This is a genomic window from Enterococcus sp. AMC1251 (assembly GCF_058216535.1).
The window spans coordinates 3,031,808-3,046,213 of record NZ_CM177098.1; the positions used below are offsets into that span (position 1 = coordinate 3,031,808).

Sequence of the window (14,406 nt, forward strand, 5' to 3'; positions counted from 1 at the left end):
ATTTCAGTCAATTTCAATTGTTTTATTTAACTTTCAATTTTTGACCAATATAAATCATATCGCTAGATAAGCCGTTCAATTGCTTAATTCTTTGAACACTTGTTCCATATTTTTGAGAAAGTCCCCATAAGGTATCTCCACTTTTTACAGTATATGAACCTACTGTTTGGCTACCGCCTTGATTATTCGATGGACTAGCTGATCCACCTTGACCTTTTTTCACAACTAAGCGTTGACCTGGATAAATAATATCTCCACTTAAATTGTTCCATTGACGCAAATTAGCAATACTTACGCCATTTGTATTAGCAATCGCCCATAGTGAATCGCCTGATTTTACTGTGTAGTGACCAGCGGCCGTTCCAGCATTCGTAGACCCACCTGTATTGCCTTCAGAACTTCCTCCTCCAGCATTACCAGAACCTTTTTTCACAATTAATTTTTGACCTGGATAAATGATATCTCCATTCAGATTGTTCCATTGACGTAGATTGGCAATACTTACACCATTTGCATTAGCGATCGCCCACAATGAGTCGCCTGATTTTACCGTGTAATAAGTATTTGATGTTCCTGTATTGCTAGAGCCACCTGTATTGTTTGTTGAGCCACCTGTGTTGCCTCCGGAACCTCCTCCAGCATTACCAGAACCTTTTTTCACAATCAGTTTTTGACCTGGATAAATGATATCTCCATTTAAATTGTTCCATTGACGTAGATTGGCAATACTTACACCATTTGCATTAGCGATCGCCCATAATGAGTCGCCTGATTTTACCGTGTAATAAGTATTTGATGTTCCTGTATTGCTAGAGCCACCTGTATTGTTTGTTGAGCCACCTGTGCTGCCTCCGGAACCTCCTCCAGCATTACCAGAACCTTTTTTCACAATCAGTTTTTGACCTGGATAAATGATATCTCCATTTAAATTGTTCCATTGACGTAGATTAGCAATACTTACACCATTTGCATTAGCGATCGTCCATAATGAGTCGCCTGATTTTACCGTGTAATAAGTGTTTGACGTTCCTGTATTATTAGAACCACCTGTATTTCCAGTTGAGCCCCCAGTATTTCCACCTGTGTTGCCACCTGTATTTCCTCCACCTGATGAAGGAGTGTCATATTGAGTTAAGTTGTACGTTGTAATAATATTATTCAATTTTGTATTATAGCTAGGATCTGTTGCATAACGTCCTGTTAGCCACGCTGTTGCATCTCTGTAAGAATTCGTGTTGCTTTTCCATGTTCCTGAATAATAATATACTCCAGATTGAAACGACGTATTTTTCAAAACATAAGCATTGTCACTAAATGATTCCGAATAAGAAGGATATTTTCTAAAAGCAGCATCTACTTGAATCCACTGACCATTAATAACTTCCCATGTTTTCATGGTAACAGATTGACCTTGATAACTTCCTTTGATCCCAAATAAATTATGATTTGGTGCTGCAGATAAAGTACTTCTTCCCCAGTCACTTTCAAGAATTGCCTGAGCCATCATGACAGACGCATATAAATCATTTGCTGCTGCAACCGATTGGGCGTGTCCAGCTATTTCAGCAATGAAGGCGCTTGGGCTGATACTTCTAGTTTGCGCAGCAAATGCTGAACGCATCGCAAGATCTGGTGCTTTAGATTCTTCTGTTTCAGTTGTTGAAGACTCCTTTGTTTCAGTTGATTCAGTTGATTCAGTACTATGTGTTGTTTCTGATGTATTTAATTCTGATGATTCTTGTGTTTCAGACGTGTCTTCGTTTGAAGAAGTCTCTGTTGTCTGAGTTTCTTGTGTCATCGAATCGTTTGTGTCAGTCGTCGTTGTTTGTGTTTGAACGGCTTCTGTATGTGTAATTGTATTTGAGTAACTTACTTGTTCACTAGGTATTTTATCTTCTGAAGCTTCAGCAAGTTTTGGTGCTGCAATTGGTGCTGCAATTGAAGATACAACAATTGCAGAGCTAAGTACAGTAGTTCCTTTTTTTAGCTGATCAGAAGCAAACTTGTTCTGTTCGGCTTTCCTCCGCTCTTTTCTTGATGTTTTATACTTTTCCATAATATATCCTCCGAATTTTCTAAAAAAAGTGTTCTACAAGCTATATTATACCTGTTTTTAATGAAAATAGAAATGTTTTTCGCTTTTACTTTGCTTATAAATCGAAATAAAAACGAATTATTTTATTTTCTGTTTTCTGTTCATCTTCATAGCTTTTATCTTACAAACAGGACTAGGTCTAAAGACCGATTCTTCTCTTTACCTTAGGCTGATTTTTTGATTTAAGACTTGTTATTACTTTCAAAAAAAATTATAGTGTAGAAGAAGCAAGATTGTATAATGAAATGGGGGAAAAAAATGAATAAAGAACACTTTTTAATCGAATTAAAAATTTATTTAAAGCCTCTGACCCATCAACAGCAAGTTTTTATCTTGAATAAATATGAAACAATATTTGACGAGCGTTCAGCTGCTGGGGAAACAGAGGAAGAAATCGCAAAAAATTTAGGGAAACCTAGAGGGATTGCTGAAGAAATTTTACAGGAATTTGACATCACTGTTCCTGAAAAAAAACTTGAACGAGATGGTTGGCAAGAAATCCAGCCCGTTGTAAATAATGATTATTATTATGAGGAAATACCTAAACATCCATATGAAGATACTTATCGGACCTATGAGCGGCCTCATCGTAGCAGTTTCGTTCGATTTTGTCAGATAGCAGGTATCCTTTCATTTAATTTTCTTTTAATGATTTGGATGATTTTTTCTTTTATTATGCTATTATTTTCTTGTTGGCTAGTTGCTGTTATTTTCTTATTTTCACCGATTCTCGGAGGCATTTCTGTCTTTGCAGGCTTTAATGACGGAACGATGTTTCAATTATTCCTTAGTGTTTTCCTTTTTGGTGCCGGGGTTATTGGATTATTGATTTTAACACCCTTAACAAAATTTTTTGGAAAAGTATTCAAACGTTATTTACACTGGAATATTCGCGTTTTAAGAGGAGAGGTTTAGTATGAAGAAGACAACTGCTTTTTTTCTAAGTATTGGCGTTTTAGCTATGATTATCGGCGGAATAGGCAGTGCAGTTTTTTTTAGCCGCGCTGAACATTCTTTGATAGATACAAAAGAACAGACATATGACATAAAAAATAAACAAAGTACCAAAGAGATTCATCTTGATCTTTCAGGCAACGCTGAGTTTTATGTACAAACTGAAAATTCGAATAAAGTTGTAATGAATACTCGGAGTTCGATGCCAGTTTCTCTTAAAAGTTCTTTAGATGTTGAGGAAAAAGATAAGCAGCTGAACATTTCAGTAAATAGTAATAAGCAAAAAGTAAAACTAGATGGAATAAAATTTGGTGTTTTCAATCAGGGATCAGCTGTAACGTTGACTATCCCTAATGATACCGAGCGTTTAGTCATCAATGGTAACTCTGATGGGACTATCAATCTTTCCGGAGTTACTACAAAAGACTTATCCATTAAAATGATCAACGCAGATCTTAATGTTAATACTACCAATACAACGAAATTAGCGGTGGAAACCACTAATGGTGATCTTAATGTTCATTCAGATGTTCGAACCGATGAAGCAACTGTCAAAACCACTAATGGTGAGATTCAGATAAGTGATTTTGCTGCCTCAGTTTGGTCTGCGACTAGCACATCTGGCGATATTTCCTTGAATACGGTCAAAGGGATCGCTAAAATAGAAACTACTAATGGCGAAATCCAAGCAACTGATCTTAAAGGCGAGGCAGCCATTAAAAGTATCAATGGTGATTTTTCATTATATGGAACAGAAATTCCAAAAAAATTACTGGTGGAAACTCAACAAGGAAGTATCGATTTGCATACAGAAGAAATATTATATGATGTAATTATCAAAACAAAAACAACGTTAGGTGATAGTACGATTTTCGGCAAAGAACGGACTTCTTACAAAAAAGGCAAAGGAACAAAATCACTTACCTTACAAACAAACTCTGGCGATATTTCCGTTGAAGGTCCCTCAGACTACGAAAATGATGATGATTAATTTTCTTTTAGATTAAGAGAGGCTAAGATGAATGTTCTTCAGTATTTAGAGTTTTAATGTGATCGCAACGAAGTTGAAGTAGTAGCTACTTTTTTCTCGCCGTTTATTCAGATATAGAGTCCTAGATAAAACTGACTTTTAGTTTTATCGGACTCTTTTTTTGATGATTCTCAGATGTCTTCTTAATTGTTTGGTGTTATAATAGGCTTTACTTATTTCAGAAAGGGTTTCTTATGAAAAATAAATTATATTATCAATTTGCCGGCAGCTGCTTTTTAGTTGTTTTTATGTTCTTAGGCTACGTAGTACGTTTTTATTCAAGCTGGCTGAATGGTTTTGATCAAGCAATCACGGCAATCGTAAGAGCACCTTACCCAATTGCTAATCATTTTTTTATTTGGTATACAAAGTTTGCTGATCCTTTAACTTTGGGAATTTTGACTTTAGCGATTGTTTTCATACTATTTAAAGGAAAATATTATGCTGAGATGCTCTGGCTTTTAATCAATATGGGATTGATTGCTGGTGTGGCAAATCCATTAATCAAATTATTATTTATGCGTCCACGCCCGACATTAGATCATTTAGTAACAGAACATAGTTACAGTTTCCCAAGCGGGCACTCTACTGGAAGCATGTTGCTTTATGGAACACTTATTTTATTACTGCCACAATTTCTTAAACAAAAAAATCTTTGTTTATTTTTACAATTTCTTTTAGGATTAGGTATTTTTCTGATTGGGATCAGCCGAATCTATGTTGGTGTTCATTTCCCTAGCGATGTTTTAGGCGGATTCTGCTTTGGTTTAGCTTGGTTATTGATGAGCTACCCGATTTATTTAGAAAAACGGTTTGTCTGGCGCTTTAAAAGTAAACAACAATAAAAGGAAGAAAAATTATGTCTGAATTTATCTATACGGAAGATCCAAATAAGCGATATCATACATGGAATTATGCTTTACGTCAGCAGTTTGGTGGGAAAATTTTTAAAGTCCCTTTGGATGGCGGATTTGATTGTCCTAATCGAGATGGAACTGTCGCTAAAGGCGGTTGTACTTTTTGCAGTGTTTCAGGATCAGGCGATATGATCGTTGCCCCTCAGGATCCTTTGCCGATCCAATTTCAAAAAGAAGTTCATATGATGCACAAAAAGTGGCCGAATGTTGACCAATATATCGTCTATTTTCAAAACTTCACAAATACTCATGCACCTGTTGAAGTAATTCGTCATCGTTTTGAACAAGTGGTCAATGAAAAAGGCGTTATCGGCATTTCGATCGGTACTCGTCCAGATTGTCTGCCTGATGATGTGGTTGAATATTTAGCTGAACTGAATCAGCGCTATTATTTGTGGGTAGAACTAGGATTACAGACGACCTACGAAAATACCAGCAATACAATCAATAGAGCACATAATTATGAGACTTATCTTGATGGTGTAGAAAAATTGCGGAAACACAATATTCGTGTCTGTACTCATCTAATCAACGGATTGCCTGGTGAAAGTTTAGATATGATGAGAGAAAATGTTCGTCGAACGATTCTTGATTCGGATATTCAAGGGATTAAATTACATTTGCTGCATTTAATGACAAATACGCGTATGTTACGAGATTATCATGAAGGGCGTTTGCAATTGATGACTCGAGAAAATTATGTCGGTGTTATTTGCGATCAGCTAGAAATGATTCCTCCAGAGATCGTGATCCATCGTTTAACTGGTGATGCTCCAATGGATTCTTTAGTTGGTCCCATGTGGAGTTTAAAAAAATGGGAAGTTTTGAATGCGATTGATGATGAAATGAAGCATCGGAATAGCGTTCAGGGGATCTATAATGTGCGTAACACTAAGGAGGTTTTGAATTAATGTTGCAAACCGCACTGCATTTTAGTCACTCCCTTTTAAAAGAAGTGGTTCAAAAAGGGGATATTGTGGTTGATGCTACGATGGGAAATGGGCATGATACAGCTTTTCTAGCTGAGCTTGTTGGTTCAAAGGGTTTCGTTTACGCATTTGATGTTCAAAAACAGGCAGTGACGAATACAGAAAAGAAACTCACTGATCTAGGATTACGCGAACAAACAACTTTGTTTCACCAAGGACATGAAACCATTGAACAATTGATTCCAGTAGAAACACCGTTGAAAGCCGCTATTTTTAATTTAGGGTATCTTCCGAAAAGTGATAAACAAATTATCACCAAACCAGATACAACAAAAAAAGCGCTAGATGCATTGATTGCTCGGCTGGCTTCTAAAGGCAGGATCATTTTGGTCGTTTATTACGGTCATGCTGGCGGTGAAGCAGAATTGTCTTTGATAAAAGAGTATTCTCAACAGTTACCTCAAGAAACATATAGTGTACTGATTTATCAATTTATCAATCAGAAGAATAATCCGCCTATTTTGTTTTGTATCGAAAAAAAATAGGTACTTTAAAAAGAAGGCAAGCGAGACGCAACCAAACAGCTATTTTCACCTGAAAGTTCCGAATAAATCTTAATAGAAAAACCACTCTTTCAGATAGATACTGTAGATTTTTGTCTCGACCTTCTAATTTTAGTTATTTACTCATTTTTCACTCTATAGCAATATCCTATAAAAATAACTATACACAAAATAAATAGACAACCTCCAACTATTATCCCTTCTGGTAGAAACACAAATTTAATTTCGTGTGTTCCCGCTGGAATTGGTAACGTCAACAACGCTTGTTTGAAGGTAGGTATCTCTACTCTTTTACCATCAATATAAGCTTTCCAACCTCTATCATAAGGGATTGTTGTTAAAAGAACTTGATCTTTTTTTACAGTCGCACTTCCTGTTACTTTTCGTCCTGAAACAGAGAGATCTACTCCTTTTTCTTCGATCGTTTGATATGCTTCTTTAAATTTTCCTGTATCCATCAATGCAATATCTGGTTCAACAATCTCTATGTTATTTTTTCCCACAAGCCCACTAAAAATAGTTTTAAATTGGACAGTTGTCTCTGTATCATAGTTACCCAATGCATAATATTGACCAGTCTCGGAGACAGTAGACGATCTCCGTCCTCCCTTTACCTCAATAGTCAGCTTCGTAGCTCCCAAATTGTCATAATTGATCGGATATACACTAAAATAAGCTTGTTTGCTTGCGGGTATTTTAGCTTCCCATTCAATTTCAATAGGTTCAGCTTTATTTTTTGCAGTATACGTCACAATAGTTGTTTGATTTATCTTTTTTGTTTTTTCCTTCAAATTTTTTGTTCCTATTTTTTTTGTTGAAGAAAAGGTGAAAAAGTCTTCATTTGATTCTGCTAAATGATTAAATAACGTCGCTTGCGTTTTTACAGCTTCTGGTTCATAAATTTTCTTATCCGTTATTATTCCTAAAGGAAGTGCGTAGTTATTTTCATATAATTTGTATCCCCCTCGCCTTCCTGTTTCCTCAAAACCGAATTTATTGAGCGTCGTTTTAGAAATGTTGTATTTCACTCCAAGTAATGAATCCATTAATAACGTATTGTTTCCATATCGAATATTTAAATTTGTTCCTAGAGAACGATAGCCTAAATCATTTAAATAAGCTGATGAATGGCGGTTTCTTATTGAAGAAAACATAGAAATACCACTATATCCATAGTTAAAGCTATCATTAGCAGAAGCACCATCTAAATTTTCTAAACGATAAAAGGTTGTATTTTCTACCTTTGTTTGATCTACTAAATCCTTTATCTCTGGATAAGAACCCGAATAGTATTTTCTTGCTGGATAATTCCATTCAGTTGAGATCCCCTTAATAACCTCTAAAGTATTTAACGTAAGCTCAGAGCTAGTCGCCAGAAAAAGAAGGGGAATAAGAAACTTTCTGTATTTTTTTGTCCGGCTCAATAAGTAGAATACAAAAAGATACCCTATTAAAAAAAGAATTGTTAAAATGAAGGAAAAACTGGTTAAGTAATCACTATTCCCTCTATCTATGATTACTTTAGTTCCTAAAAAAAGGAACAGTAGACTGAAAATAATTGTTGTCAATTGCTCAAAATCACTATGTTCATATTTTTGTATTCCGTAGCCTGCAAGCAGTAAAACTAAAAATGAAAATAAAAAACTATAACGAAATAAAAACATATTAGGTGCATGCATTCCCTGCCAAAATAAGTTCAAAGGTTCTAGATAAAAACTAGAAATTAGCAGAAGAAAAAGACTCCCAAAACACATTTTTTCTTTTAATGAAATTTTTTTACTAACAAAATAATAAAGACAAAAAGTCAATCCAAATAATCCTGTAAAAATATAAGGAGTTGAACCAAACTTGGTACTATCATACACACCGATCATATTTTTGATTACTAAATCAAGTGGTCCTGTCGCAGCTGTTTTCAAATGCTTAATCGGCGATAATGCCTCCCCGTTGTTTCTCAAATCTAAAATTGTAGGCAAGACCATCACCATTGACGCTCCTCCTGCTAAAAAAGAAGTCAGTAAATACATCGCTAACTGCTTACTATTCTTTTTTAAATCCGTACACATTCTAGCAATAAAATAACAAAAAGAAAAAAGGCCTACAATAAAAGCGATGTAAAAATTAGACAAAAACAACAATAAATAGCTAATGAATAGAATCGTTGGCTTTCTTTGATCCATCAGACGATGAATTCCCAATATAATTAATGGCAGATATATTAATCCATCTAACCACATAATAATCTCTGAAAAAGAAATCACGAATGACATCAACGCATAGGAGATACTTAATAATACATGTGTCCATTTGGGAATTTTGAATGTTTGAATTGAAAATACCCAAAAACTTACGCCTACACTACCAATTTTTAGCAATGTTAAAAAGTAAAGATAGTCTGGCATATTTATATTATTTGATTTGTCAAATTAAGCTAGACAAATGTCTTTCATTTATGTAACTCAAAAATACTTCTAATGGTGTTCGATAATTTAAAGATTTCCTTGGTATGTGATTTCTTTTAGAGGTGACAGCCGCAACAAAAGCTTGGTCAACTTGATTAAAATCCATTGTTTTAGGCAGCCCATCTTTACGTAATAACCCATTCGAATGCTCATTTAATCCGCGTTGTGAGGGGGTTCCAGGGTCTGCAAAATAGATAGAAATATCATTGACATTACTCATGTTTTTCCAATTTGAAAATTCTTTTCCACAATCAAAGGTAATGGATTTGAACAAGTTTCTGGGAATCTTTTGTAGCCAATCAGTTGTCGCTTTTTCAATATCCAATGCTTTCCGACCATTTGGTTTTAATGTAATAATCACTTTTGAAAGGCGTTCAACTAGAGTGATGATGGCACTTTTATGATGAACGCCAACAATTGTGTCACCTTCTAAATGCCCAAATTCCTGTTGGAAATTAGGGTAGTCAGTGGATCGTTCTGAAATATTGCGTTTAAATGCTTGCTTTCCACGACGTTCTTTATGCCCGTTGGGCTTTCGTTTCCCTTTCATTGGTAGTTTTGAGCAATCAAATTGATTCGCTTTAAACTGACGATAAAGTGTTCTAACAGAGCATGAAATAGGAAACTCAGCTCGACCAATAATCACATCAGGTGTCCACCCTTGAGCCACCATAGATTGAATGTAATCATGCTGTTTTGTAGGCAAACTAATGGGTTGTCGACCACAACGTGTTTTATTTTCTTTATATTGTTGGTAATAGTCACAGATAGATTTTCCTTGTTTCAGGAAGTTGTAAACATTGTAGATTGTCTGTCTAGAACGAGTTAAAGTCTTAGAAACCATCGTAACAGGTTGGCTCATATTGAAATAAGCTTCTATCATCACGAGTTCATTTGATGTAAGATGAGTATAGGTCATTTGTCTTCACTCCTTATAATTCTTTGGTCGGAACTATTTTGAGTGTAGCACAAATGACTTATTTAGTTGTCTAGCTTAATTTTACTATCGGCGTTATCAAAAAAAAACACAAGCGGTGTAAAAAGTCCGCCTAAATAATAAGATATAAATGCCCAATAATTCAATCCTAATGACCCATACCACGTGTAGAAAAAGCTCTGCTCTCCTTTTAAACTATTGTTGAAACTTGCATGGAAATTTGCATATTGAGAAAAAGCATCACTCGCTAAAATTGTTCGATCTTCGCTTCCTGGATAGATACCAATATATCTATAAACACATGCCATTATTATAATTGGTACTAAAAAACTGATTAGACCATATACACTTTTCCTTCTAATAAAATCCTTAACTTTTTCCATAGTTCTCTCACTTTCTATTATTGACAAATACATGTTCATCTTTAGTAAAAAAGAGCCCCAAACAAGTAATAGAACAGCTTGTTTTAGGGGCTAAATCCAGATAAATAATAGTACTAAAGTAGTTCATTCAAAAGTACGTACTTTTGACTATCTTTGTTCTTGGTTCATTCACTCTTTCTATGTTAATGTGCGTTCATCTATATGGAAGTAATGGAGAACCTTTTCTTGGTTTTTCTTTGCTTTGTTTATATCAGAATCGTACTCATCCATATTTTTTTTATTTCGTAATGATTCAACTGATTGGTTGTTTATATTTAATCCTAGTTCTTTCATGTTTACGTATAATCGATTCAGTAACAATTGTCCTTCCTGAGAAAGGCGACGATCTGCACTTCTTGTACCGTAACTAGACAAACGTGCAGATAAATCGTACAAGTTCTTTTGTATTTTTACTTCATGCTCTTCATCATTGACTTGATCTAACTGTTTTTGAATATCATTGATTAAATGATAGCCTTGAACTATGGCATCTGAATCTTTTTTCCCTAAATTAGTTGCCTGATAATAACGGGTATATACTGCACCGCCTCCGCATACCAGTGAACTGATTATCAAAAACAATAATAACTTCCATTGTTTCTTGAGCTGTTGTTCTAATTTTTTTCGGTGGCGTATCCATTTTTTCCGTTTTCTCTTATTTTTTGGTCTACTGTTTTTTACTTTCTTTAATCGTTTTTGCGTACTTAACAAAGAAAACAAGCAGATCGCCGAGAATATCAATCCTAATATAACCATTGATAATAAAACAGTAAAAAGCCAATCAAGTATTTCCACGGCATCTCTTCTCCTATCTGTTTTTCTTTCTCTTCTTAGCTGCTTTACGTTTTAAACGTTCTTTTTCTTCTTTCTTTTTTCTCATTCTACGAATAAATAGGTATATGACTGCTACTAGTAATAAAACAATTCCAATAATCAGTCCAATTAATCCCCATTGAATACTTCTATCTTGCACTAAACTTAAATCTTGTTCATTGAACTTGTCAGCATCTTCATTTGTTATCTTAAATTCTTGATTCCACGACCATTTCCCTCCAGCAGTTGTTGTCACTAAAATTTTAGATCGATAGGTTCCTGGTTTCATCTGTTCTCCATTCATAGAAACAGGAAAATCAATCATTGAATTAGGAGCCATTCTCATGTTCGTTTTTTTGGTTTCATATAGAACTTCTTCAGAATTTTTCTTCATGATTTGAACATTTACAGTCATACCTTCTACATAAACTGGTTGAGTATTGGAGAAATTAATGAAAACAGCATTTCGAAAATTCTGTAATTCTGGGTATACTTTATTTAGATTTAAATCGGGTTCGATTCCTTCTATCTCAGACTCGCTTAATAACATCCCTACCAAATAAGCAAATTTGTTTACCACCATACCAGATTCTGATTCTTTTTTTATGCCTTCGTCGTCTATTTGCTGTAACTGTATTCCTCCTGAAATAAATCCTTTAAATTCAGATTCCGGCATCGCTAATTCGAAATTGACTAATTGATTTCCACCAGCTGGAATTACTACTTCTTTTGGCGCTTTAACAATATCGTTAAAATCATATGTAGCAGATTTATCCTTTGAAATTTTATTTGGTCCGTACTCTATCACACCATTACTATTTGTTTTTGCACTGTTCAGTTTTACGCTAACTTTTATTTCTTTATTGGATGAGTTGTTCATTTTCATTTGTACAGTTTGTTTTTGACCAGGTTTCATGAGAAGGTCAAAATAAGTCACATCTTTATTTCGTTGGTTATCTGGCTGAATCACTTCAAATGAGAAGCCTCCTGGAGTAGGATTAGACTGGTTCTCTTCATTTGCATAACCTTTCAAAGGAAGAATTAGACACACTATGTATACAAAACTAAGAACTACAGCAAGTACTTTTCTCTTCATATAAAATCCTCTTTTCTGCTATTTATTGCAATAGTAAAATTAGTACATACTATTTTTTGTCCAGTTATATAAATAACAATCCCAAAACAAAACGAACACTCATTTTTGTTTTGGGATCTAAATTGAAATAAATGTAGGTTGGGACAAAAGCGCTTTTTACTTTTGTCTCATCCTCGCTTTTATTTACGGTGATACATTCGTATAAAAGTAATTATTTTTAATACCTTAGTTTGCGTCAGTAATAGACCATGTCACTTCGGCTTGATAGTCACCTGTTTTTAATAAGTTATCTCCTGGGATATTCAATGTCACTGAATTGTACGCTTCTGGATTAGCAACTGTAGCAGCTTTATCACCAAACATTAATTCAAATACACCAAATCCTTTTCCTTCTTGTTCATTCGTTAAAATTGTTGCTTTGTTATCCAATGCTAAATTAAAAGTTGGCGTCAAGGTTCCTTCTACTGTTACATCTGGTTTTGTTTTTTCGTTTGTTCCTGTAACGAGCGAAACATTTTTATAATCAATTGTTGCTCCGTTTAATACTCTTGTTCCGTTCGAGAATTGTTTTGTTAATTTTGCTGATACTGTGTAGTAGTTTGTATCTGTATCAGAACGAACATCTTGGAAACGAATAAAATGAGGCATAATTGCTTCGTCTCCATTTGAAGTTGTCGTTTTGAATGCTTTTGCATCATAAGTTTTATCTGAATCATTAGAAATAATCGCATGAGTATCAAAATCTAGATCTGTTACTGAAACGATTTTTAATGGATTAGCTTCTGTATTTTGTGTTGGCTCAGTAATCGGATCTCCTGATGATTCACCTGGTGGTAAATTCGTTGGATTTGTACTATCATCTTGTGTGAAATTGATTTTTCCTTTTCCAACAACATCCCCAGGTGCTGCTTTTGATACGGCTGGTAATGCTAATCCTACTGATACTGTAGCTAATAATGATGCTCCCATTAGTTTGTAACTGTTTTTCATGTGTTTTTCCTCCTAATTGTACGTGCTATTTATGGTAGCTCGGATAAAATCCAAGTTATCACCGTTTGGTAATTTATCGGTTCTTTTTTAGTTGCTCCAGGTATTGATAATGTCACAGCAGAATTTTGGTAGACTGTTTTATCATTGAATGAAGAATTACTTATTTGTTCTCCATGTCTATCCAGTCTTTTTGAAAGTGTGTTTTTCTTTTCATTACCATTATCAATTGACGCGCCAAATATAATTGACCACGTTCCCTCACCCGTTCCTTTTTTGGCTTCTGCTAAATTATAGGTTTCACCAATATTATTGATATGAATAACATCTTTAGAAACAATTGGTGCTTGCTTCAAATCTCTCGAGGAGTTTACCCAAGATTGGTCAAACGAAATTACTGCTCCGTTTAACTCTTTGTCAACAGTTGTAGTATTTTTCAACTGCGTCTCTTGCCTTACCTGAAGAAGCCAACCAGAAGCTGTTCCTCTATAATCAGATAGTTGGATAAAATTTCCTCTGGCCTCCGTTTCATCTAAAAAGAGTTGTGCATTTCCAGAATAGATTTCATCCTGATCAGAAATTTTATTTGATCCGAAGTCTAACTGAGGAACAAAATCAATCCGTAAATCTCCTGTCGTTACAGGGCTTGTTCCAGGATCAACAATTTTAGTTGGATTTTCAGGGTCTCTTATTTCTTGCTTATATTCTCCGTCAAAACGAATAGTTCCATTCCCACTCTGACTTGTCTCCGCTTGAGTTTCATTCGGAAAAATCAGTACGCTCGCCAAAAGAACAACAGCGCCTAGCACAAATAAATAATTTTTCTTTTTCATTTTAGTTAGACTCCCTTCTTTTGCCTTTTCCTTTTTATAAAGTAGCGCAGGAAAAATACGAGCAGCAACACTAACAATCCTAAAAATATCCAGCTTTTTTGGATACGTTCTCCTGTTGATGGGTATCGACCAACTGGTTTTGTCCCCTTTGACATGTTGCTTGCAGAAGTAGCCGTTACAGATTCACTGGAACTACTTTTACTCTCTTCTTTATAAAAGCTGACTGAACCATTTGTTTGAACAGCTCCACCCTCTACTTCCGTTGCACTTACAGCCTTAGCCGGTCCACTATAAATCGCAACTAAAGTCAATGCAAGGAAGAGCAAGTAATATACTTGTTTTCTATATACTTTCATAGTTTCTCCTCC

Annotated in this window: 13 protein-coding genes and 1 pseudogene; 5 read left to right on the forward strand and 9 right to left on the reverse strand. The window is 34.9% G+C overall.

Annotated features, from left to right (window positions below; translation table 11 throughout):
• Window positions 1–22: 22 nt before the first annotated feature.
• Window positions 23–2,056 (reverse strand): LysM peptidoglycan-binding domain-containing protein, encoded by a 2,034-nt coding sequence (locus AC4BBR_RS14300; protein ID WP_490460172.1) that lies wholly within the window; start codon window positions 2,054–2,056, stop codon window positions 23–25.
• A 297-nt stretch (window positions 2,057–2,353) separates the two neighbouring features.
• Between AC4BBR_RS14300 and AC4BBR_RS14305 the strand changes: the two genes are divergently transcribed.
• The 5 genes from AC4BBR_RS14305 (at window position 2,354) to mnmM (ending at window position 6,470) form a co-directional block, all read left to right on the forward strand.
• Window positions 2,354–3,010 carry a DUF1700 domain-containing protein gene (locus tag AC4BBR_RS14305; RefSeq protein ID WP_490460173.1) on the forward strand — a complete coding sequence of 219 codons (657 nt, stop codon included), beginning with the start codon at window positions 2,354–2,356 and terminating at the stop codon, window positions 3,008–3,010.
• A 1-nt stretch (window position 3,011) separates the two neighbouring features.
• Complete coding sequence (locus AC4BBR_RS14310; RefSeq protein ID WP_490460174.1) at window positions 3,012–4,040, forward strand: DUF4097 family beta strand repeat-containing protein; 1,029 nt, start codon at window positions 3,012–3,014, stop codon at window positions 4,038–4,040.
• 233 nt (window positions 4,041–4,273) lie between these two features.
• The gene (locus tag AC4BBR_RS14315) at window positions 4,274–4,924 is read left to right on the forward strand and encodes a phosphatase PAP2 family protein (RefSeq protein WP_490460175.1); all 651 of its coding nucleotides are present in this window, start codon (window positions 4,274–4,276) and stop codon (window positions 4,922–4,924) included.
• A 14-nt stretch (window positions 4,925–4,938) separates the two neighbouring features.
• The gene (mnmL, locus tag AC4BBR_RS14320) at window positions 4,939–5,907 is read left to right on the forward strand and encodes a tRNA modification radical SAM protein MnmL/YtqA (RefSeq protein ID WP_490460176.1); all 969 of its coding nucleotides are present in this window, start codon (window positions 4,939–4,941) and stop codon (window positions 5,905–5,907) included.
• A complete protein-coding gene (mnmM, locus tag AC4BBR_RS14325) occupies window positions 5,907–6,470 on the forward strand; it encodes a tRNA 5-(aminomethyl)-2-thiouridylate-methyltransferase MnmM (RefSeq protein ID WP_490460177.1) in 564 nt (187 codons plus the stop codon). The genes mnmL and mnmM overlap by 1 nt, the downstream gene beginning before the upstream one ends.
• A gap of 137 nt (window positions 6,471–6,607) precedes the next feature.
• Here mnmM and AC4BBR_RS14330 read toward each other — a convergent pair whose 3' ends face one another.
• The 8 genes and pseudogenes from AC4BBR_RS14330 to AC4BBR_RS14365 form a co-directional block, all read right to left on the reverse strand.
• Window positions 6,608–8,890 (reverse strand): YfhO family protein, encoded by a 2,283-nt coding sequence (locus AC4BBR_RS14330; RefSeq protein ID WP_490460178.1) that lies wholly within the window; start codon window positions 8,888–8,890, stop codon window positions 6,608–6,610.
• A 19-nt stretch (window positions 8,891–8,909) separates the two neighbouring features.
• Complete coding sequence (locus AC4BBR_RS14335) at window positions 8,910–9,869, reverse strand: IS30 family transposase (protein WP_490459128.1); 960 nt, start codon at window positions 9,867–9,869, stop codon at window positions 8,910–8,912.
• 92 nt (window positions 9,870–9,961) lie between these two features.
• Window positions 9,962–10,270 (reverse strand): annotated as a pseudogene (locus AC4BBR_RS14340) (YfhO family protein); the annotation flags it as partial.
• A 177-nt stretch (window positions 10,271–10,447) separates the two neighbouring features.
• The gene (locus AC4BBR_RS14345; RefSeq protein ID WP_490460179.1) at window positions 10,448–11,104 is read right to left on the reverse strand and encodes a hypothetical protein; all 657 of its coding nucleotides are present in this window, start codon (window positions 11,102–11,104) and stop codon (window positions 10,448–10,450) included.
• Between the two features lie 13 nt (window positions 11,105–11,117).
• Window positions 11,118–12,218, reverse strand: a complete 1,101-nt coding sequence (locus AC4BBR_RS14350; RefSeq protein ID WP_490460180.1) for a WxLIP family cell surface protein — start codon at window positions 12,216–12,218, stop codon at window positions 11,118–11,120.
• 225 nt (window positions 12,219–12,443) lie between these two features.
• Entirely contained in the window at window positions 12,444–13,208 is a 765-nt protein-coding gene (locus AC4BBR_RS14355; RefSeq protein WP_490460181.1) for a WxL domain-containing protein, read from the reverse strand.
• A gap of 29 nt (window positions 13,209–13,237) precedes the next feature.
• The gene (locus tag AC4BBR_RS14360; RefSeq protein ID WP_490460182.1) at window positions 13,238–14,038 is read right to left on the reverse strand and encodes a WxL domain-containing protein; all 801 of its coding nucleotides are present in this window, start codon (window positions 14,036–14,038) and stop codon (window positions 13,238–13,240) included.
• Window positions 14,039–14,043: 5 nt separating this feature from the next.
• Window positions 14,044–14,394 carry an EF2685/EF0750 family sortase-dependent surface protein gene (locus AC4BBR_RS14365; protein ID WP_490460183.1) on the reverse strand — a complete coding sequence of 117 codons (351 nt, stop codon included), beginning with the start codon at window positions 14,392–14,394 and terminating at the stop codon, window positions 14,044–14,046.
• Between the last annotated feature and the right edge of the window lie 12 nt (window positions 14,395–14,406).